The sequence below is a fragment of the Sutcliffiella horikoshii genome (assembly GCF_020524325.1).
Lineage (GTDB): Bacteria > Bacillota > Bacilli > Bacillales > Bacillaceae_I > Sutcliffiella_A > Sutcliffiella_A horikoshii_D.
In genome coordinates this window covers 20,287-41,564 of record NZ_JAIVKY010000013.1, presented here as the reverse complement: position 1 = coordinate 41,564, position 21,278 = coordinate 20,287, and the positions used below count along the sequence as shown (strand labels likewise).

At 42.0% G+C, this 21,278-nt stretch carries 24 protein-coding genes; 18 read left to right on the top strand and 6 right to left on the bottom strand.

What is annotated here, in order from left to right:
• Window positions 1–165 precede the first annotated feature (165 nt).
• The 4 genes from LC091_RS18130 to LC091_RS18115 all read left to right on the top strand — a co-directional run bounded on the left by LC091_RS18130 (window position 166) and on the right by LC091_RS18115 (window position 3,083).
• Window positions 166–840, top strand: coding sequence for a YdeI/OmpD-associated family protein (locus LC091_RS18130; protein ID WP_226683435.1), 675 nt, complete (start codon window positions 166–168; stop codon window positions 838–840).
• A gap of 100 nt (window positions 841–940) precedes the next feature.
• The gene (locus LC091_RS18125; protein WP_226683434.1) at window positions 941–1,765 is read left to right on the top strand and encodes a DUF2935 domain-containing protein; all 825 of its coding nucleotides are present in this window, start codon (window positions 941–943) and stop codon (window positions 1,763–1,765) included.
• Between the two features lie 127 nt (window positions 1,766–1,892).
• Window positions 1,893–2,564 (top strand): haloacid dehalogenase type II, encoded by a 672-nt coding sequence (locus LC091_RS18120; protein ID WP_226683478.1) that lies wholly within the window; start codon window positions 1,893–1,895, stop codon window positions 2,562–2,564.
• A gap of 15 nt (window positions 2,565–2,579) precedes the next feature.
• A complete protein-coding gene (locus tag LC091_RS18115) occupies window positions 2,580–3,083 on the top strand; it encodes a peroxiredoxin family protein (protein ID WP_226683433.1) in 504 nt (167 codons plus the stop codon).
• 455 nt (window positions 3,084–3,538) lie between these two features.
• Here LC091_RS18115 and LC091_RS18110 read toward each other — a convergent pair whose 3' ends face one another.
• Window positions 3,539–4,198, bottom strand: coding sequence for a spore coat protein (locus tag LC091_RS18110; protein ID WP_404819701.1), 660 nt, complete (start codon window positions 4,196–4,198; stop codon window positions 3,539–3,541).
• Window positions 4,199–4,291: 93 nt separating this feature from the next.
• Here LC091_RS18110 and LC091_RS18105 point away from each other — a divergent pair, with 93 nt between their 5' ends.
• On the top strand, window positions 4,292–4,552 hold the full coding sequence (locus LC091_RS18105) for a hypothetical protein (RefSeq protein WP_226683432.1): 261 nt from the start codon (window positions 4,292–4,294) through the stop codon (window positions 4,550–4,552).
• Window positions 4,533–4,847, top strand: a complete 315-nt coding sequence (locus LC091_RS18100) for a YbjQ family protein (RefSeq protein WP_226683431.1) — start codon at window positions 4,533–4,535, stop codon at window positions 4,845–4,847. The genes LC091_RS18105 and LC091_RS18100 overlap by 20 nt, the downstream gene beginning before the upstream one ends.
• Window positions 4,848–4,906: 59 nt before the next feature.
• Here the strand turns inward: LC091_RS18100 and LC091_RS18095 are convergent, their stop codons facing one another.
• Window positions 4,907–6,469: a glycoside hydrolase family 10 protein gene (locus LC091_RS18095; RefSeq protein ID WP_226683430.1), complete on the bottom strand. Its 1,563-nt coding sequence runs from the start codon at window positions 6,467–6,469 to the stop codon at window positions 4,907–4,909.
• A gap of 266 nt (window positions 6,470–6,735) precedes the next feature.
• On the opposite strand from LC091_RS18095, the gene LC091_RS18090 reads away from it, so the two are divergent.
• Complete coding sequence (locus LC091_RS18090; protein WP_226683429.1) at window positions 6,736–7,503, top strand: MerR family transcriptional regulator; 768 nt, start codon at window positions 6,736–6,738, stop codon at window positions 7,501–7,503.
• 434 nt (window positions 7,504–7,937) lie between these two features.
• Entirely contained in the window at window positions 7,938–9,257 is a 1,320-nt protein-coding gene (locus tag LC091_RS18085) for a hemolysin family protein (RefSeq protein ID WP_226683476.1), read from the top strand.
• Window positions 9,258–9,318: 61 nt separating this feature from the next.
• Here the strand turns inward: LC091_RS18085 and LC091_RS18080 are convergent, their stop codons facing one another.
• Window positions 9,319–10,548, bottom strand: a complete 1,230-nt coding sequence (locus tag LC091_RS18080; RefSeq protein WP_226683428.1) for a hemolysin family protein — start codon at window positions 10,546–10,548, stop codon at window positions 9,319–9,321.
• 205 nt (window positions 10,549–10,753) lie between these two features.
• Here LC091_RS18080 and LC091_RS18075 point away from each other — a divergent pair, with 205 nt between their 5' ends.
• From LC091_RS18075 to LC091_RS18050, 6 genes are all read left to right on the top strand, one after another.
• Complete coding sequence (locus tag LC091_RS18075) at window positions 10,754–11,920, top strand: FtsW/RodA/SpoVE family cell cycle protein (protein WP_226683427.1); 1,167 nt, start codon at window positions 10,754–10,756, stop codon at window positions 11,918–11,920.
• Window positions 11,921–12,279: 359 nt separating this feature from the next.
• Complete coding sequence (locus LC091_RS18070) at window positions 12,280–12,813, top strand: RNA polymerase sigma factor (protein ID WP_226683426.1); 534 nt, start codon at window positions 12,280–12,282, stop codon at window positions 12,811–12,813.
• On the top strand, window positions 12,803–13,438 hold the full coding sequence (locus LC091_RS18065; protein WP_226683425.1) for a hypothetical protein: 636 nt from the start codon (window positions 12,803–12,805) through the stop codon (window positions 13,436–13,438). Before LC091_RS18070 ends, LC091_RS18065 begins: the two co-directional genes overlap by 11 nt.
• A 54-nt stretch (window positions 13,439–13,492) precedes the next feature.
• Window positions 13,493–13,903, top strand: coding sequence for a hypothetical protein (locus LC091_RS18060; RefSeq protein WP_226683424.1), 411 nt, complete (start codon window positions 13,493–13,495; stop codon window positions 13,901–13,903).
• Window positions 13,904–14,334: 431 nt separating this feature from the next.
• A complete protein-coding gene (locus LC091_RS18055; RefSeq protein ID WP_226683423.1) occupies window positions 14,335–14,682 on the top strand; it encodes a MerR family transcriptional regulator in 348 nt (115 codons plus the stop codon).
• The gene (locus LC091_RS18050; RefSeq protein WP_226683422.1) at window positions 14,679–15,128 is read left to right on the top strand and encodes an SRPBCC family protein; all 450 of its coding nucleotides are present in this window, start codon (window positions 14,679–14,681) and stop codon (window positions 15,126–15,128) included. The genes LC091_RS18055 and LC091_RS18050 overlap by 4 nt, the downstream gene beginning before the upstream one ends.
• 41 nt (window positions 15,129–15,169) lie before the next feature.
• Here LC091_RS18050 and LC091_RS18045 read toward each other — a convergent pair whose 3' ends face one another.
• From LC091_RS18045 to LC091_RS18035, 3 genes are read right to left on the bottom strand one after another with little or no spacing between them, the layout of a single operon-like run.
• The gene (locus LC091_RS18045; RefSeq protein WP_226683421.1) at window positions 15,170–15,931 is read right to left on the bottom strand and encodes an HAAS domain-containing protein; all 762 of its coding nucleotides are present in this window, start codon (window positions 15,929–15,931) and stop codon (window positions 15,170–15,172) included.
• Window positions 15,932–15,951: 20 nt separating this feature from the next.
• A complete protein-coding gene (locus LC091_RS18040; RefSeq protein ID WP_226683420.1) occupies window positions 15,952–16,632 on the bottom strand; it encodes a DUF1129 family protein in 681 nt (226 codons plus the stop codon).
• On the bottom strand, window positions 16,629–16,961 hold the full coding sequence (locus LC091_RS18035; protein WP_226683419.1) for a PadR family transcriptional regulator: 333 nt from the start codon (window positions 16,959–16,961) through the stop codon (window positions 16,629–16,631). The genes LC091_RS18040 and LC091_RS18035 overlap by 4 nt, the downstream gene beginning before the upstream one ends.
• Window positions 16,962–17,171: 210 nt before the next feature.
• Between LC091_RS18035 and LC091_RS18030 the strand changes: the two genes are divergently transcribed.
• The 4 genes from LC091_RS18030 to LC091_RS18015 all read left to right on the top strand — a co-directional run bounded on the left by LC091_RS18030 (window position 17,172) and on the right by LC091_RS18015 (window position 21,209).
• Window positions 17,172–17,849, top strand: a complete 678-nt coding sequence (locus LC091_RS18030) for an AlkZ-related protein (protein WP_226683418.1) — start codon at window positions 17,172–17,174, stop codon at window positions 17,847–17,849.
• Window positions 17,850–17,920: 71 nt separating this feature from the next.
• Window positions 17,921–19,054 carry a sensor histidine kinase gene (locus tag LC091_RS18025; protein WP_226683417.1) on the top strand — a complete coding sequence of 378 codons (1,134 nt, stop codon included), beginning with the start codon at window positions 17,921–17,923 and terminating at the stop codon, window positions 19,052–19,054.
• A complete protein-coding gene (locus tag LC091_RS18020; RefSeq protein ID WP_226683416.1) occupies window positions 19,055–19,693 on the top strand; it encodes a response regulator in 639 nt (212 codons plus the stop codon). It begins immediately after the preceding gene.
• 235 nt (window positions 19,694–19,928) lie between these two features.
• Window positions 19,929–21,209, top strand: a complete 1,281-nt coding sequence (locus tag LC091_RS18015) for a DUF58 domain-containing protein (RefSeq protein WP_226683415.1) — start codon at window positions 19,929–19,931, stop codon at window positions 21,207–21,209.
• The last annotated feature ends 69 nt before the right edge of the window (window positions 21,210–21,278 follow it).

Genomic DNA, 21,278 nt, shown 5'->3' with positions numbered 1-21,278 from the left:
GCAAGCGCAAAAGCTTATAAGAGGGGGGAGGGGGAGATTTAAAAGTATGATTAAAGTCATACCTCTGTTAACAAGTGAGCAAACTGGAAAACAGGGTTTAACCATCCACGATTTTGTTATAATAGTAGAAAGAAATGTAAGGAAGCAAAGGGGGATGTAAGAGAGATGAATGCTGAAAAAACCATTGTTGATAAACTGAATCTGCAAAAATATGAGAACCGGTTATTTTTGCAGTTACCTGAAAATACTGGGGAGTTTGAAGGACTGGACTACGATACTTCTATTAAAAAGGACAAGTATGATTTGATCTTCTTGTTCATGTTCTCCATGGATGACTTTAACAAGTACGCCACAATCGTTAATGAAAAGCAACTGATGCAAGATAACGGCTACATGTATGTTGCCTATCCTAAAAAAGGGAATTCAGTTTACCCGGAATACATTGAGCGGGACAGCTTTTATGCGGAGCTAAACTTAGATGAAGAAAAGTATCTGCCAAACAGCACGCTTAAATTTTCGAGAATGGTTAGCCTAAATGAGGTTTTCACGGTGGTTGGATTCAAATCCTCCCCTAAGAAAGCGACCAAGAAGACGAGTGCAAAGAGCCAGTGTGTCGATGATTACATTGCTCATATAGATGATATAAAGAGCTTCCTGAAAAATAATGAGGCGGTATTGGCGAAATATAACGAACTGACATATGGCTATCAAAAGGATTGGGCGCGATATGTTTACAGTGCCAAAAGGGCAGAAACGCAGGAGAAAAGGCTTCATGAGATGGTAGCAATCATTGATGAAGGCCATAAATCGATGGATCTTTATAGACGAAGCAAAAAATAATATCAAGTTATGGCGCAGCTTATTTTCGAGTAGGCTGCGCTTTTCCTTATCATGAAAACCGCTCCTATTAAATAAGTTGTATAAAGAGGAGGGGGACAGAATGAGCTATGAACCGATTACCCCGTGGGAAGAGCATGAATTCTGGCTGGGAATTTTAAAGGACCATGCCTATTTTATAAGGGATTACCTATCTTCGGAAGAAAAGAAATGGGTCAAGCAGGCGGAAACATTTATAGAGACTTTTGGAAAAGTGGAACAGGAGCTGAGGAAGGTTCCTAAAGATGCACCTGTAGATTCTGGTCCGATGATTAGGCTATCGGAAATGGCAAATGAGGTGGCTTACAAGTACTACTTGTTTGAGGGAAATCTATTAAACCTAAGACTTTTCAATAAGGTGAATTTGAATCTGACGCCAACCTATCTGAACGGAACGCTTATGGAAAACAGGGAGTACTTGAGGATACTAGAAAGCTACATCGAGGGCAAAGACTATCCTGCATTGACTCTCCTCGAATTGTTAAGTATGTGGTTGGATGATCAGTTAGGGCACGCTTCTTTACTTTTGAGGATGCTGGATGGTGTGGAATTTGCACTGGTCGAACGGGCTAATCAAGTGAGAGGGAAGTTTTCGCAGTTCATCGTAAAAAATGACATGATGGAAGGCTACCTTCATTTCGCAGAGCCTGGCTTTCCTGCGCAGATGCGGTTCGCGAAGGAAGTGTCGATCGAAGTGGTGAAGTTTAATAATCTGGTGGCCGAAGTACTGGAGCTTTACTTGGACGACGAACTCATTAATCAAAGTACACTGCGATTCCTCGAACACCACTTCCCGGAGTCCTGCTATTTTATGAGAAAGTTATCCTATTATGCTCCGTCAATCAGCTATCCTGCTTGTAAGCTGACCAAGCCTACGTTGAGGAATTAAACATAATCGGGATGAGAAAACACACCACCTATATGCCGGTGGTGTGTTTTTTAGAGCACATAAAACAGTTTATATTCTATTTAAGAGGGAATTTTAAAAAGAGAATACCTTAAAGGAAGTGTTAGAGTTGCCCCCAACTATTACAACTTACGTATTTGATGTGTATGGAACGTTATTTGATGTTCATTCTGTAAAAGAAAAAGCGGATGAATTATTTGATGGAAAAGGAACAGAAATCAGTGAAATATGGAGGAGAAAACAGTTAGAGTATTCGTTTCTCCGCCAACTGATGGGGAACTATGAAACATTTTCCGACGTAACGAAAGATTCTTTGAAGTATGCATTAAAGCAATTGTCCATTCCGTTTTCTAACAAAGAAGTGGAGTCACTTTTTGAGCAATATACTTCTTTGCGTGCCTATGATGAAGTACAGAATGTATTAAGTACGCTTAAAGAGAATGGGAAGGTTCTTGCAGTTTTCTCGAACGGGTCACGGGATATGCTGGAGCCTTTGGTAGAACAAGCAGGCATGAATGAGTTTTTCCACCATATTATCAGTGTAGATGACACTAAGCAGTATAAACCTACACCCGCTTCCTATACGGGAGTCCTGAAAGTGATAGGGGTGAAGAGGGAAGAGGTTCTGTTTATGTCTTCCAACGGATGGGATATTAGCGGGGCAAAAAACTTTGGTTTCCATACTGCTTGGATTAACAGAAATCATTTGCCGCAAGAAGAATTGGGATTAGCACCAGATTACACATTTGATTCACTAGATGGCATTTTAAATTTGAAATAAAAGGAGGAAACGAATATGGGATATCTTAAATTAAAGGACAAAGCACCTGAATTTAAACTAGCTCAAACAACAGGGGAGACTTTCTCGTTTGATGCTCACCAAAAGGAGCATGAGGCATGGCATTTGATTGTTTTTTTCCGCGGATCATGGTGTCCTGTCTGTCAGAATGAATTGAAGGAACTAGAGGAAAGCAAAGGGTATTTTGAGGATAAAAAAGTACATGTCTTGGCCATTGCCACAGAAGAAGTGGGAAAACTAAAGGAAATGGTGTCGGAATATGATTTGACTATGCCTGTTTTATCAGATCCAAAACTTGAAGCACTAGAGGCATATGGGGTCTATTATCATGGAGAAGATGCGCCATATGAAGACCATGGGGTACACGGGGAACCAGCATATTTTCTAGTAGACGAAAAAGGCAAGCTTCTATATCAACAAAGGCAGACAAGTCCTTTTGGAAGACCGTCTGTATCAGAGCTGCGTAAAATTGTGAAATACATTGGGAAGAATTTAAAATAGGAAAAAACCGGTTCAAGCTTGTGGCTTGCATCGGTTTTTCTTGTTGTTTAAGAAATCGAATTGTGGAAAGCTTCAGAGCAACTCATGTTCGTCAAGACGAAGACCTCGGTGATGGAAAATTTGGAGGAGAAAGGTCCTCATTGCTGTTATGAAGACATCAGTGACGAGAAATCAGGAGGAGAGAGGTCCTCATCGGCGTTATGAAGACATCAGTGACGAGAAATCAGGAAGAGAAAGGTCCTCATTGCCGTTATGAAGACTTCAGTGGCGAGAAATCAGGAGGAGAGAGGTCCTCATCAGTGTTATGAAGCACTTGGTGACAAGGGATTTTACTGAAATAGTCAAAGGTAGTGTAAAGAAGAGATTTTGCCAAGGCCAATATTTCAAAACAAGAAAACGTCCCAAGAGATTAAAGTCTTGGGACGTGGTTTTAGGTCGCATTAGCGATATTGTTCTTAATGAGGCATATTCCCCTGATTCGAAATCGTTACATAACTTTGCAGCATCGTATTCATATCTTGCATAGCAAGCTGTGGTACTTGGTAGTATTGATGTTTATTTTGATATAGAAAAATTTCATAGCTCATTTCAATGAAGTTTGGAACGCTGTCGGCAATAACTCGGCGCAGGACGGGATTGGTCATTTCAAGGGCCGTCATGGCAAGTAGCGTCGCAAGGCCCTTTGTTTGACCTAGCATATAGGCGGAAAGGCCATTGTCTGCAAGGTCGCTCACCGATTGGTTTGGCTTTTTCGGTTGAGTTGGTTGGATGCCATACACCACGTCATGTGTTTGGGTCATTTTATACACTTGAGTGGAAACGGTGGGCTTTTGACCGGTGCGGAAGCTTTCCACTACTGTATTATACACTTGGGTAACAAAAGCTGTTTGTCGTGTCAGGATATCTTTCAGTACAGGATCTTGGATGTGCTGTTCATACATCTGGTATTGGTCGAGCATACTGATGATGCCGGCAATCACTTCATGTGCGTCGTACAACTCATGCCCCCCGTGGTTGGTAGAAGGGGTTTGTGTGCCAGCCATGTTCATATTCATGTTTGGCGGCATTTGATTTTGATTCATATTTGATCCTTGCTGGGTAGGTTGATTTTGCATGTTTTTATCTCTCCTTAAAGTGGCATTCTGTCTTATAATGAGCAAATATGTCCCATTCATGTATGAAAAGTGATGCGTAAAAATATAATGTCAATGGTACAAGGAATTTCTCTTTGGGTGGTGAATAGTAGTGGTGGAGGGATGAAAATGATTGAAACCCTAAAGAAGGTACTGTTGCTTGTAGCGTTACTTGGGCAAGTGGTGGGATTGGCCCTGCTTGTCATTAATATTTGGTTAGGAGTTTTATTTTACATATTTTATGTAATTGCACTCATTTCACTATTCATTGTGCTGATAGTGGAGCGTGCAAAAGAAAAAGAGGAGGATGACAAAAATGATTATAGTGACTACTGAGTCGGTGCCGGGGAAAAATATCGTGGATCTGAAAGGGTTTGTGAAAGGAAGTACCGTGCAGTCAAAGCATATCGGAAAAGATTTGTTGGCAGGTTTAAAAACGATTGTCGGTGGTGAAATCAAAGAGTATTCCGAAATGATGCAGGAGGCTCGTCAAAAGGCAATTGGCCGGATGGTGGAGGATGCGAAAAGCAAAGGGGCGAACGCCGTTATTTGTGTTCGGCTCGAAACCTCAAGCGTGATGACGAATGCATCCGAGATTATCGCATATGGAACTGCGGTAACGGTGGAATAAATAAAAGCGCTTGGCGAGCTACATAGCATAGCCCACCAAGCGCTTTCTTCAAGATCTCTTTATTTTACAACCTTCACAATCTTCGCATCCTTACTTTCCACTCCAGTATTAGAAACAGAAGTAACGCCATACGTATATTGTGTTCCTTCTTCTACAGTGTTGTCCACATATGTAGTCACACCCTCCGTAGAATACACAACATCCACGATATTCGCAGGGTTGCTATAATCTCCTTCTTGAAGACCGTCAAAGCGATAGATAACATATTTTCTCGCATCGGAATGCTTTTTATCATCGATTGTTAAAGTGATACTACCATCTGTTTTGTCTGCTTTCACCGTGTTTGGCTTTTGTGGAAGCATGCCGCCGTTCCAAGCTGTTGCAGGTACAAGTGCAGGTTCTGTGTAGATTTCATTGGTGAGGATATCTGCATAGCCAAGTTTATTTCTGATAATTTGTCTAAGGGAGAAGTGCATTTGTCCCAGCGCATTTTCATCTTGACGGTTGTCTAGAATTTGTCCAGGTAGTTCGTATGGGTCATACCAGTTTTGGTCGAAGTTGTCCCCAACCTTGTAGTCCGCTGTTCCAATATACAGGTTTACTGGATGATTATTGGCATATTCTTCGACCTCGTTGCTCCACCAGTCAAGTAAAATGGAGTAGTCAGCTACTGCTAGACCTCGGGACCAGTAGATTTGCGGCGTAATATAGTCGATGCTGCCATCTTTGATCCATTGTCTTGTATCAGCGTAAAGATCATCATAGTTTGTTTGGCCAGCTTGTGTTTTACTTCCTGTCGGGTCCATATCAATATTTCTCCACACACCAAATGGGGAGATTCCAAATTGCACCCAGCTCTTTGTTTCTTTGATTGTGTCATTGATGGCAGATACTAGTGTGTTTACGTTGTTGCGTCTCCAGTCCCCGATATTATCAAAACCGCGCGGGTCTGCTTCAAATTGCGCTTGATCCGGGAATTCCTCACCAGCTCTGCGGTATGGATAGAAGTAGTCATCCATATGAACCGCTTCTATGTCATAGTTCGCTACAAGCTCCTCAACGGTAGAAAGCAGGTAGTCCTGCACTCCCTGAATGCCAGGATTCAAGTAGTATTGAAAACCGTATTTCACTACCCAATCAGGATGTTCTTTTGCGACATTTTCCTCTGATAAGCTTTCTAATGTTTCAAAAGGCATTGTCACACGATACGGGTTTACCCATGCATGCACTTCAATACCTCGAGCATGTGATTCATCAATCATAATTTGGAGCGGGTCATAGCCAGGGTCTGTTCCTTGTGCCCCTCCTGTCACATATTTAGACCAAGGATCAATTTCAGATGGATAAAAAGCATCTGCGGTAGGTTTTACTTGATAAATAATCGTATTAAAATTTTTACCTTTTAGAAAATCAAGTGTTTGCTGTACCCATGCTGTATAATCTGCTTCGCTCAACCCTGCTTTCACATCAATGTTTTGGACTGTGGCAATCCAGGCAGCTCGCATCTCATGCTTTGGTTGCTGCATCATTTCAGCACTCCCTTTCCCTGTAAAAAGAGGGAGAGTGAAAGAAAATAATAATACCGTAATCATTATGTACTTACATGCTTGTCCTAATTTCATTTGTAGCCCCTCGCTTTCTTTTTTTGTTTTTTGGTAAACGCTTACATAAATGTTGAAGTAATATTTCAAAAAATAATTGAAAAGTTGAAATATTATTTCTGTTTTAATTATAAAAGTAATGACAAATATGAGATATAAGACGAAAGAATTAAAATGCAGAATATTCTAACTTACTTTGTAATAAATTTGGCCTATTTTTTTGAAAAACGTATTTACTTTCACGCTACGTCAAGGTGTACACTGAATTTGTCAGGAGGTGATCATTGATGGAATACACCGTACAGAAATTAGCAAGATTGGCTGGAGTGACAGGCAGGACGCTGCGTTATTATGATGAAATTGGGATTCTCAAGCCGGCGAGAGTCAGTGCTTCTGGGTATCGAATCTACGGGCAGGCGGAAGTGGATAAGCTGCAGCAAATCCTTTTTTATCGGGAGCTCGAATTGGACCTTGAAAGCATTCAAACAATCATTAACGCTCCATCTTTTAATGAAGTCAAAGCACTTAAAGAACACCGTGACAAGCTTCTGACAAAGCAAAAGCGGCTGGAGGGCCTTATTGAAAGTGTAGACCGGACCCTGGCTGCGAAAGAAGGGAGTATTAACATGAGTGATAAAGAGAAGTTTGAAGCATTCAAGCAGAATAGGATAGATGAAAACGAAGCGAAATACGGCAAGGAGGTACGCGGTAAATATGGCAACGAGACAATGGATAAATCGAATGCCAAGCTGAAAGGTATGTCAAAAAATCAGTATGAGCAGGGTGAAAAGCTTGGGGAAGAGGTGCTGAAAGTCTTAAACGAAGCATTCAAAACCGGCGATCCTGCTGGAGAACTTGCACAAAGAGCGGCAGACCTGCACCGTCAGTGGTTAGGGTTTTACTGGGATTCCTATTCCAAGGAAGCACATGCAGGGCTTGCTCAGATGTATGTGGATGATGAGAGATTTACTGCTTTTTATGATAAAGAACAGCCCGGTACTGCTGAGTTTCTGAGGGATGCCATCTATATCTATACGGGAATGCAAAAACAGTAACATATACCAAGTCCTTACTCCTTTCAAGGGAGTAGGGATTTTTTCTACTAATCTACAAATATTGACTTTACCTAGAAACTATAATAGAATTTTTCTTGATAGTTTATGAGTTTAAGCTATCGCTCTGCTTTAAAGAGCTTATAATACTCCAAAGGGGAGTAGCTGACAGTTATGTCGTCAATCCGTGACAATTAAAGTCACCGGCTTAACTGGCAACATTTAATATGTTGTTTGCGAGACCTTTGCCACTTAGGTACAGGTTAAATAACTTTACAAATAAAACCTCTACCAGTTTTTGGTGGAGGCTTTTTTATATTCAGATTGGGGGAGAGTTCTAATCTAAAATTAGGTGGAATAGTTAGAGGTAAAGGTAGAAAAAATAAAAGTGGAAATTTTCGGAGGTGAATCCCTTTTTTTGAGGGAAACAATTGGATATTGACAGTATATTAATTATGAACTTACTTTTAGTGGCTTTGTTAATAGGTTTAACAGCGTTCTTCGTTGGATCGGAGTTTGCGGTGGTAAAAGTGCGTATGTCCCGAGTGGATCAATTGATTGCAGAAGGAAATAAGACAGCGGTTGTAGCTAAAAAGCTTATTGCGGATTTGGATTACTATTTGTCCGCGTGTCAGCTCGGTATTACGGTTACGGCTTTAGGCCTCGGTTGGTTAGGTAAACCGACGGTGGAAAGACTTCTGTATCCATTATTCGATAGCTTGGGAGTACCTGCGTCCGTTTCTACAGTTGTTTCGTTTGCGGTCGCTTTCTCGCTTGTAACGTTCTTGCACGTAGTAGTCGGGGAGCTTGCACCGAAAACACTTGCGATTCAGTTTGCGGAAAAAATGACATTGCTTATTGCGAGACCTTTATATTGGTTCGGTAAGCTGATGTACCCGTTAATCTGGACGCTGAACGGTTCAGCGCGTGTGTTACTTCGCATGTTCGGCGTACAGCCTGCAAGTCATGAGCAGGCCCATTCAGAAGAAGAGCTTAAAATCATTATGACGCAAAGTTTTGAAAGTGGAGAAATTAATCAAACAGAACTATCCTACATGGAAAATATATTCACTTTTGACGAGAGGGTTGCAAGGGACATCATGATTCCGCGTGTGCAAATCGTCACTTTATCAAATAGCATGTCTAAAGATGAAATTATCAGCGTATTGGATGAACACCAATACACCCGTTATCCTGTTACAGAAGATGGGGACAAAGATAATATTCTAGGATTTGTGAACGTAAAGGAAATGCTGACAAACTTCGCTGCGGGTAGAGCAGGGGAAATGAAAGACTTCCTTCACGAGCTTCCACTAATTCATGAGGTGACCTCCCTGCAAGATGCCTTATTAAAAATGCAGGAAGAGCAGGTTCATATCGCTCTAGTTATTGATGAGTACGGTGGTACGGCCGGTATCATCACGATGGAAGATATCCTCGAAGAAATCGTCGGGGAAATTCGCGATGAATTTGATGCAGATGAAGTACCGGATATTCAAGAAATCGAAACAGATCTTTATCATATAAATGGCCTTGTTTTGTTGACAGATATTGAACACCAATTCGGGGTAATATTTGATGAGAAGGATGATATAGATACAATTGGCGGTTGGATGCAGGTAATGCTGCAAGATCTTGAAGACGATGAAGAGCAACATATTAAACATGGTGAGAACATTTGGACAGTACTTGAAATGGAAAATCATCAGGTAAAGCAAGTCGGCCTTCAGTTACATGCACGTTCAAATCAGCATTAACAGTCATAATAAATAAGAGGGTGTCGCTCTTCCATGAAGAAGAGCGACACCCTCTTTACGTTTAATTAGCTTTTTTCTTTACCTTCACTTGCTTGATGACATTGTCCTCCATCTTCAAAATGTCAAAGTGAAGGTGATGATATTCAAGGGATTCACCCTCTGTTGGAATATGGCCAAGCTCTTTGAAAAGAAACCCGGCAACCGTGTCCTCTTCTTCGGGTACCTTTGTTTTAAACACTTCATTAAATCGTCTGATGGCGATTTTTCCATGACAGATAATTTGAGTGTCCGTTAATTCTTCAATGAGAATTTCCCCGGATTCATCCGTTTCATCCTCTATTTCCTGTCCGATCATGGCTTCAATAATATCCTCATGACTGATTATACCTGTCGTCCCACCGTACTCATCAATAACAATCGCCATGTGCTTTTTCTCTTTGAGCATCATTTTGAATACTTTTTCGATAGAGGTGGATTCTGCGACAAACAGCGGACTAGTGTCCATAAAGTCCTTGATTTCTAATTCCGGTCTTAGTGACCAATTCAATAAAAATTTAGCATGAAACACACCGATAATGTTATCCATATTATCTTTATAGACAGGATAACGTGTATAACTGCTATCCATAACAAAGCTTCTCGCGTCTTCAAAAGAAATATCACACGGCAACCCATGGATTTCTATCCGAGGTGTCTTTAACGCATCTCGGACATCCTTTGTGTAAAAGTCGATGGCACCGATAATATGCTGCGATTCTTCTTCGTAAAATGTACCTTCCGTTCTTCCGATATCTACCATCGTTTTCAGTTCTTCTTTGGAAAGAGTCGCCTCTTGGACCATTCCCCTCGAAAGAATGCGGATGATGAAGTTAGTCAAAATAGAAAGTAGAAAGATAAGGGGCTTTAAAACGAAAAGAAGAATAGAAATAACAGGTGCAACAATGAAAGCAACTTTATTAGCAAAAGTAGCTGCAATGGATTTTGGCACGACCTCTGCACAAATAATTAGAACGACAGTCAATACAGCGGTAGCAATTCCTACATTCCAGTCATAACTAATGGCAACAAGTGTAACAAGTGTCGGTAACATAATATTGGCGATGTTATTTCCAATAAGAATTGCTGTAATAAACTGATCAGGGCGTTCAATCAGTTTCAATAGTTTCTGGGCAGCAACATCCCCGTTTTCCGCTCTAATTTGGATTTTCATCCTGTTAACAGCTGTCAGTGCTGTCTCGCTTCCGGACAAGAAAAAAGACATAAATAAGAAAAAAGCTAACGCAATAAACAAAGTATGTAGTCCTCCTAAAATAAGTTAGTTCTAATTTCCCCTTTTTCCACTTTCACATGCATTATCCATAATTTTATGGATTGACCTTTATGTTTTTCTCTAATATGCTTTATAGGTTATTCTATTATTAAACATATCAATAATTTAAATAATAATATAAACAATCAAAAAAGAAAAAGTTTAAACAGAGAATGGAGAGAAAACAGTGGAAAAAGACTATAAACCTCAGTTGGATACCACGTTGATTTTTCTTATGGGGATTATGGTAGTAGCCAGCCTTTTTGCTTTGAAGAGCGTAGAACCTACACTGCCTCCAGTGTTGCAGAACATAAACTTTATGCAAAAGCAGTTAATGTGGTTCGTCGTCGGAGCCATAGGTATCGGGATATCTCTGCTGATACATTTTGACTACTTACGAAACCTGGCTTGGATTACATATGGCATGGGAGTAGTGCTGTTACTCGGCCTGGAGTTCAACGTCCCATCCTCCCTTGTCAGCACCATTAAAGGGGCAACAAGTTGGTACACACTGCCTGGCCTTGGTAATATCCAACCATCCGAATTGATGAAAATATCCATTATATTAGTCTTGAGTAAAGTTATTGCCGACCACCGTGCGCAGTATGAAGTAGCCACATTGCGTGACAGTTATTTGCTACTTGGGAAAATAATCGCAGCCTCCAGTATTCCGTTATTTCTTGTAGCGAAACAGCCGGATATGGGGACAACCATGGTATACTGTGCGATTATCGCAGCCATGATTCTGGTCTCGGGTATCAAATGGAGTATCATCCTTTCGCTTGTTGGAGCAGCGTTAGGGTTCATGGCATTATTCATATATATTTTCATTGCACACCCAACGTTTTTCCATACGTACCTAATCCCTGAATATCAACTCGACCGTTTTTACGGATGGTTGAATCCCTATGAATATCAAGACGTACAAGGCTTTCAGTTGGTAAGATCCTTGCTTGCCATCGGGTCAGGGGAATACACAGGTTCAGGTTACGGCCAGATGAATGTCTACCTGCCGGAAGCACACACGGACTTTATCTTTGCCGCCATCGCCAGTCAGTTCGGATTTATGGGCGCAACGGTGGTTATTTCTCTTTTCTTTTTCTTGATCTATAAAATTACCTTCATCGCCATGGAATGCCATGATACGTATGGTACTTACTTATGCGCGGGAGTCATCGGCATGCTGACTTTCCAAGTATTTCAGAATATTGGCATGACAATTGGACTGCTCCCGATTACAGGTATTCCATTGCCGTTTTTCAGTTATGGTGGGAGTTCGCTTCTGACTTATATGATCGCGGTCGGGATTGTGTTGAATGTGCAGTTGCGGACTAGGAAGTATTTTTTTGAATGATAGGATTTCGATCCCTTACTGCTTGGAGTGGTAGGGGTTTTTTTAAGTTAAAGCATATAATACGGTTGATTTCCGTTCCAGGCGCTTCGCTTGCCTGCGGGCGGTCCGTGAGCCTCCTCACTCCGTTGCGGGGTCTCACCTGTCCCTTCCTCCCGCGGGCGTCTACACGCCTTCCACTTCAATCAACAAGATGATCACATTCACATGAGGATTAACAAAAGCAATAAACCAATTAGAGAAAGTTTATTGGATACAAATGGGCCGGTCGTTCTTTTTAGTTTAAAAAATGAAAAATTAATTTGTAACAAAACAATAACTCAATCGACTATTAGATAAAGATGTGCAGAGGGGGAGTCCATTTGGGGGAGAGCAGGGAGGCATTTGTCCGTGATGTGTATCAGCCATATCACCAGGATGTGTACCAATATTGCCTTTATTTTACCAATAACATAGAAGAGGCGAAGGACCTCACACAGGAAACGTTTATGAGGGCGTTACATAGCATAGGTAGTTTTCAGGGGAAGTCCACTACGAGAACGTGGATTATTTCAATTGCCAGAAACACGACGATTGATTTTTATAGGAAGAGAAAGTTTCAGCGGTTGTTGCCTGAAAAGTGGCGCAGGGAGCAGTCAGGTGGCGGAATATCCCCTGCGGACGTAGCTGATAAAGGGGCAGATTGGCAAGTATTACAGCAAGCTTTAAGTAACTTAAAAAAGGATTATAGACAGGTCGTCATATTACGTGCTTTAAAGAATTTTTCTGTAAGGGAAACCGCAGAGATACTCGGGTGGACAGAATCTAAGGTAAGAGTGACATACCACCGGGCACTCCAAAAAATGAAACAATCCATCGGTCATGATACGGAAGGGGTGATCTTCTATGAAAAATAATACAGAATGGTTGGAACCCTTGAAGAATCGACCTGATTTGTTGATGGATGAAGAGACGCGCGAGCGGTTGGAGCTGGAATTGAGAGGAATGAAGAGAGAGAAGAAAAGAGGGAGATTGTGGATACCTTCTGTAGTTGTTTCTGTGATTATTGCGTTGGTATTGATTGTGGGGGTAAAAAATTTCCTTCCCGGTGGTAAAGAGGATGGCTTATCTGCCGAGATGAGAGAAACACTTAATGTTTTCCATGAAGTGGGAGAGCCAGCCTATTACTTGACCGTCTTGCCTTTTGAGCCTGAAAAGGTTTTTGCTACAGAAGTACCGTTGAGTTTTAGTAGAAGTGTGGAACTAAAATATGTTGGAAAGGAAGCAGAAAATGAGCTGATTTCCATTAATATCTATTTTGACATGCCTGATGGGTTTGATTTCGGTCCAATCCATTATCGGAAAAGTTTTGAAACCTCAAACGGTGATAGAATTGATTACTCCGTTAAACAGTCAAGGTCGGACCTTCAGGTGATAATTTGGACGCAAGATGGTGCAACTTTTCAAGTGATGAACATGCATGATCCACTTACTGAATCTCAAATTGAGGAACTAATCGATTCCGTGAAAAAGTATGAATGATACGGGTTGTCTGATATATAATGGGAAGTAGAGAATAGAAACGGGGGTTCAGAGATGTATATATTAGGTTTAGTTTTATTTGCGATTAGCTTTGGCCTAATCGGATTTGGTGTGTTTACGACGCTTGTAAGATCGGAAAAGAAAAAAGGACGCATTTCGCTTGTGGTCGGGACGGTGCTGCTCATTACAACGTTTGTAATGTACACGTATATTCCTTCTGCTTCTGGTGAGGAGCAAATTACAGTAGAGAGTGTGGCAGTGACGGAAGCTGAGAACGGTGCTTATCGCTGTTCGGTTACCGAAACTGATTATAATGGGTTGACTTATCATTATGAAGCGACGAGCGAAGAGGATGCTAAAGCGTTCTGTGGCCAGTTTGAGGAAGGAAAAGAGTATACCATTTCTTTTGAATATGACTTGGATACTGAGGAGTATACTTTGGTGGAATTGAAAGGCCAAGAGTGATGTTGAACACCTAAGGGGGCGCTAGTTGCTGCACTTAGGTGTTTTTTTAAAAAGTGGGTTTCGGTAACTAGGTTTTATCTTTATGGTTTTGAGGTCTGGGGACCAAATGTCCGAAGATTTTCGGTTTTTGATCAAAGATTTTCCAAAGTTGACCGAAGATTTTGCGATTTTGACCGAACGAAATTTTGGATTGTCCAATGGCCTGAGAAAGTTGACCGAACGTATACCTTCAATTGACTGAACCTGTCATAAAAAAGGGGTAAAAGTGTCCGAACCACGGAACAAAATGACCGAACGCTTTTGAAGATGCATCAAAACGTGTTATTTTGACTGTATTTAGCTTAAAACTAACTCAAAACACTCCAAAATTAAATTCTCCCTTGACCATGTGGTGCACCACACAGTTTAAACTAAACAAAGGAGGGCAAGAAATGTACAAAGTCAGTGAATTTTCCGAGATGACCGGGCTTAGCAAGGAGACTCTGCGCTACTATGCGGAAGTGAAGCTGATCGAGCCCGCCTATATCGATCCGAAAAATAACTACCGATATTACGACGATGGCAGTTATTTTCTGGCCTTACTTTTAGTGAAACTGAGGAGCTTCGGGTTCACCATCCAGGAGATGATTTCTGTGATGGAAGATGAATCGTTTGCGCATCTAGAAGACTTACTAATTCAAAAGAAAGAAACCATACGACTCCAAATGGTGGAGCTGCAACAAAAAACAGAAGAAATCGATGCCTTCTTGGCGTCAGGAAAGGAGCTGAAAAACAAATGATTCAATGGAAAGAAGAACGAGTGATACCTGTCCCTATTGAAAAAGTATGGGAATTGTTCTACGACAAAAATATTAAAAGAACGATGCCGAAAGTGGAGGAGCACACGCTGATAGAAAAAACAGAAACAGAGGTTGGGGCGAAACACCAGCAAACATATCGCGAGGGCAAGAGGTTGGAAACGTATATTGTGGAGACGCTTGCTTATGAGGACAAGCCTGAGAGGAAACATAAACAAATAGCTTTTGTACTTGGAAAGGCATTTGAAATCAACTTGTCTTTTACACTGGAGAAGGTGGATGAGGCACATACACGGTTCATTTATGCTGGGCATAACAAAGGAGTCAATTTCGTGGGGCGTGCAATGCTGAAGCTTGGCAGCGAGAAGAGCAACAACAAAGTTGTTCAGGAGTATATGGACCGGGTGGAAGCGGAATCGATGAAATAGAGAGGGAGCTGGCGCAATTTAACACGCGCAGCTCCCAGTTTTTATTTTGCAGAGGTGGATGTCCTCTTAAGCTCGAAGTATAAATATGCGCCGATTAATGCGTACATTATCAGACTGCTGATCCAAAGTTGGTTTTCTACCGATAAGTCGGCAAAGCCCACCAAATATTCCGGAACAATGTAGAAGATGGGAAGCACAATGGAAACAACCGTTTTACTCCAAATCGATATCCCAATCAAAAACGAGATGGCCATACTTGCGACAATGAGGTTGCCGTAATAGCCAAGCATGATAATCGGTGAATCGATATAATTTGGCAGGAACATTAATCCTACAAACATTGCCGTCGATAGAAAGCTTGCTAAACCAAAGAAAAAATACTCCTTTGATTTGGAGAAAGTATGGCTGGAAATATGCCTGAATGTCCACATATAGGCAAGTAACAGAACAATGCATACTAACGGATAACCAATCAGCTCGACCAACGAGTATTGAAACCCGCCAAAGACAATGTCCTTAAGGACGATGCCGGAAAAAGCCCCAAGTATGATAATTGGAACATACTTAGCCCAGCCCCGTATATCAAAAGACATTTCGCCCGAGATTTGCTCCATGTATTCTTTTGGGGAGTTTCCGATGATATGCTCGACACTCTTGTTCTCTTTTTCCGCCTCGTATAGATGCACTTCTAACTCATCGGTAATCTCGTCAATTTCATTTGTTTTTTTGCCGCAGGAAAATAGGTAGATCCGTAGATTTTCTATGAATGTTTGGCTTTTCTTAGATAAAGGTAATTGGTTCATTTCTTGTTTGCTCCTTTCTTTTAATGGGTGTTAAATTGGCGTTGAACGAACTTTCCTGAAAGAATTAAGACAAGGCCTACAATTATAGCGATCCACCATACAATTTGCACTTTCGGACCGAAGTCAGGAATTAACCATGCAATCAGTAAAATAACAGCGAAAGACCCGCCTCCATATAATCCTGCTTTCCAGTATGCTTTTTTAGAGCTTTTCTTTTCTTGGAATAAAGTAGATCTTACCAAACTAAAGATTACTTTAATACCAAGAATGGTGGAAAAAAGGATGGGAAGAAATATGGTCAGCAAGCTGCTAAGCGAGACAGAATCCTTCACATCAACGAATTGGGAAAGGACTAAATAAACAAGGCCGACATTGATTGCTCCCCAGCCTAACAGGTTGCAAAGGATCGTCGTTATAAATGGAATGGCTTCGCGTTTCTTTTCGCTTGGCAAGCTTTCAATTATTTCATCTGCATATACTTTAGGATCTTCCCCGAACAAATCTTTTGCAGGTCGCCCTTCATGTTGTGCTTCTAGCATATGATCAAGTAGTTCCATCAATAGTTCTTCGCCTTCACGCTCCGCCACTCGCAGGTCGGTGCGAATATAGACAAGAAAATCCTCATATAACCCCAAGTTATCATCACTCAACAGCTTCCGTTTTTCATTGTTCTCTTCAATCAATCTTTTTGTATCTCTCATTCGTTTTCCCCTCTTTGCAATAATTGACTTACAGGACCTGCAATCAGCATCCATTCGCTTGAGATTCGTTCCAGTTCTTCTTTTCCGGAGTCCGTTAGAAAATAGTACTTACGGTTCGGTCCGGAAGCGGAAGGACGCATTTCCCCTATGATGAATCCGTTCTTTTGGAGTCGGAGCAGCACCGGATAGATGGTGCCTTCACTGATGTCCGGTAATCCGACTTTTTGCAGTTGCTGGGACAGTTCATACCCGTAGACTGCTTTCTCCTCAACAATCGCCATCACACAGGCATCGAGGATTCCTTTTAATAGCTGGCTTCTTGCTGCCATGTGTTCACCTACTTTGGTTGTGGTAAAGGGTAATTTTGCTTCGGTATCTTGTATAACAAGGTACTGTGACAAAGTGCTGCGGCTATCTTGTATTACATGATACTCTCATTATATGCGTAGCTATCTTGTAATGCAAGGTATATTTGGAAAATTTTTAAAGGACTCTTTGCGGTGTTTGTAGAATTTCTAAAATATAAGGAGAGGATTACAATGACTACACAAACTACTACCATTCATACATATGAAGAGGCCGTTGCCGTGATTAAGGAAGTGGGCTTACTTCCGCTTGCGCCGTTATTTGATGATTACCCATCGCTCGGAAGCATGACCCCAAAAGAGGCGTGGCATTCTGACACGGAGCAAGATCCGTGGATTTGGAGGACGCAATTTGCCGCAGATGGGGTGGCGGCTTATGGAAAATTCATTAAGAAAAAAGCGGTGTTCATTTCTAAGTACCTACTTCCGCTGATGCTTGCTGCACTTGCAAGCCAAGAAACCATGGAGAAGCGATTTGAAAAAGGAGAAGTGTCCCGTGAAGCTTTAACCCTTTTCAGCCTCATTTCAGAAAACCAGGGAATTGATACGAGAGTACTGCGAGCAAAAGCTGGAATGAAGGAAAAAGAAAAGAAGAAAGCTTTCGACCAGGCATTATTGGAGCTGCAAGGCAACTTAGATATTGTGGTATCGGGGACGAAAGAAAAGCAGGACGAAAATGGCGAAAAGAATGGGTGGAGCAGTACTTCCTATGAAACGATGCAGCATTGGTGTGACAGAAACTTAATTGAAGCGTCGGAATTGAAGAGGGAAGAGGCAGCCGAAAAACTGATGAACCATTTTGAAAGCTTTACGTCAGAAGCGGCAATGAAGAAGTTAAAGAAGATTTTTTAGACAAACGTTTGTTCAAAAGGAGAATTCATCGAACAACAAGAATTCACATAAAATAAAGGCGGGAATGTTTTATGGGTAGCAGAATTAGTTTAATTTGGGTAAAACTGTGTTTTGTATGCGCAATTCTTTTAATCATACCAATCTACTATTCTCTAGCAGGCACACTGTTGGCTGCCTATCTTTTAGCTGCTGGACTGTATTTGGGGCTTTATTTTTCCATGCCTATTTGGAATGCGAAATGGGTGGCATATTTTTTGGCAACTGGGGCCGTAGTATTGATGCAACACTTTATTATGAAGCCGTTTGATGTGTTGCCTTGGCTGTTAGTCTACTTTATTTTGCTGGAAGGAATGCAATCTTCCACTACCAAACAGGCAGTTCTCACGACAATGGCTGTTCTCTTGCCAGTTATGTTCACCCTTAGCGTTCTAGCAGTTTCTGAGCTATTTTACTATCACTTATTTCTTTTCATCATGTTAATTGGAGTGGGGGCGTTTATCCATCGGTACTACCGTGATAATGAGAAGTTTGATAGAGAGTGGAAAAGCTTGTTGGTGGAGTATCGTGTTCTGAAAAGACAGGTGCTTGAGAATGAAGAGGTTGCCAGGGTCGAGGAGCGGAACCGAATTGCTAGAGATATTCATGATTCTGTGGGCCATCAGCTGACAGCACTCATGATGCAGCTGGCAGTGGCGGAGCAGGCAGCGGGGGAAGAGAAGGTTGCAGCCATTGTGAAGCAATCCAAACAATTGGCCCGTGAAAGCTTGGATGGGATGCGAAAAGCAGTAAAGGCTTTGCAAGGGGAAGAGGAGCAAGGAATCTCATCGGTAATTCATTTGATTAGAAAATTAGAAGCGGAAAGTCAGATGAGGGTACAGTTGACGACTAAAAGGGGTGTGCTTTCACAGCCACTGACCAATGATCAGAATATTGTTTTATACCGATTTGTGCAAGAAGGACTCACCAATGCGATGAGGCACGGGAATTCGAAGGAAATCTCCATTACACTTGAGATCATCGGAGAGCACAGCTTTCAGGTGAAGGTGGAGAATAAAATGGAGGTTTCAAGGCCTGTGGAAGAAGGATTTGGACTGCAAAATATGCGAAAGCGAATGGAGGGTCTGAACGGACGGATGGAGCGGGAAGTTACAGAGGGATATTTTACAGTGAAGGGAATTTTTCCTTTGAAGGGAGTTACATATTAAGTGATTAATATATTGCTAGCGGAGGACCAGGCGTTGGTTCGGCAAGGAATAAAAATGATGATTGAACAGCATCCTTCGTTTCGTGTTGTGGCTGAGGTCGCAAATGGAAAGGAAGCAGTGGATGCTTATGAGAAACATCTGGTGGACTTGGTGCTGATGGATGTACGGATGCCTGTTATGACGGGGATTGAAGCGACAAAGGTCATCAGGCAGCGTGACCCGAAAGCGAAAGTGCTTATTCTGACGACTTTTGCAGATGACGAGTATGCAATGGAAGCGTTAAAGCTTGGGGCATTGGGCTATCTTTTAAAGGATGCGGATGCGGCGAGTCTTTTGTCCTCCATCGAAAGCTGTTTGAATGGCGGGATTTCCATCGATGCCGCTGTAGCTGGGAAGGTGGTGCCGAGGTTGATTAACCGCCCCTTGGAATCCTCCAGTGTGGAGATGGTCGAGTTGACCAGCCGGGAGCGGTCCATTTTACAGCTAGTCGGTGAGGGGAAAAATAACCAAGAAATTGCGGAAGCCTTGCATCTGTCTATTGGAACGGTGAAAAATCATGTGACGGTCATTTTGCAGAAGCTTGGGCTGAGAGACCGCACGCAGCTTGCAATTTTTGCGATTCGGAATGGGGTTGTGTAGGCTGGTGTGAAACTATGTTCCCATAAATCGGAGCGTTTAGTCTAATAGAAGGGCTCTATACGCCCGAAGCGGAAGAGAAACAGGGTGTTCGGTCAAATAGAAGGGGTCTATACGCCCGCAGCGGAAGTAACACAGCACGTTCCGTCTTATAGAGCGCTCCATTTAGCCCGATCTGAAGGCACGTCCTCCCCCAGACACCTAAAGTCACCCCGAGCCAATAAAAGGAGGAAGATAAATGGATCTAAACCAATATGATTTGCATATGGAAACGCGGTTTCAACGGATAAAACAACGAGTCAGGGGTAAAAAGTCCGGAACCTATTCAAATGATGAATGGAGTGGCTGGGTGCAACAAATAGAGAACGAAAGAGGGCTTCGGTTTATGAATGCTTTTCTTTTTCTCCTGCTGTCCACATCCATCTTTTTAGGATCTACTCCGTTAATTTTCCTCTTTTTCGCTATATTAGCTTATATGTGGGGGAACTTTTACTACCTCACCCATGTGGCCAAAAAGCTTGAGATCCACATACTGGAAGAAAAATTGAAGCTGTTCACTGAAGATGAGGGGATGCTGAGACTTCGGATCACCCACAACAGTTTACTTCCGATATTTTTCGGAAAGCTTAGAGTGGGAACGGACAAAAACATATTGTTTCAACATGGGGAAGAACAAATACATATGAACCAGCTATATTTTAAGTTCCAACAGGTAGGGCGGAGTCAATGGGAGGTCGTACTTCCTTTCACAGCTGTGAAAAGAGGCGTGGCCCAGCTCCACCTGTTCGATATGGAAATCAATTCTTTCTTTGGATGGGGAAAAGTATACCTTCAGACGAGAGACAAAATGCAGTTTGAGGTCATCGTCTATCCGAGAAACGAGAAGGTAGCGGGGCTTGAAAAAATCTCTCCTAAGAAGCAGGGAGAGCAGCCGAGTAGAAGTTCCCTGTTTGAAGAGAAAAGCAGAGTGCTTGGCACACGGGATTATGTGCCTGGCGATCCCTTCGGACAGATTCATTGGAAGGCAACGGCTAGAATGAACAGCCTCCAGTCCAAAGTGTACGAACGGACAACCCAACTATCATGGCTGTTTGTCATTGATATCAGTACCAGCAACTTTGAGGAAAAAATGCGGGGCATCGCGTTTCTTCTACACTATGCTACTAAGCACAATATCTCCTATTCCATTCTGGTGAATATTAAGAAACTCGGGAACCCTTCGTATATCGTGATGAATGCAGGGGAAGCCAAGCAACAACTGTATGCAGGAATGATGCTTTTAGCTCGAATCAAGGTGGAGAACGTGATGATTCCTTCCATGACGTTCGGACAAATCCTACACCAGCATGCACTAAGGCATCCATATGTCATTGCATGTGCAGAGCAAGCGGTGATGGAGAAGTGGAATTTGCCGGTTTCCACGGAAGGCTTTGTTTTAGAGAATGCCGGGGCTGGAGTGAAGATGGTGAGGATGCGGAAAGGTTTAAAGCACCAAGAGAATTTAATGAAGCATGCGTAAAGCTCGAAAATCCATTCGGGCTTTTTTTTGCGTCTATACGCCCCCACCCACAATAGTGACTAAAGTCAC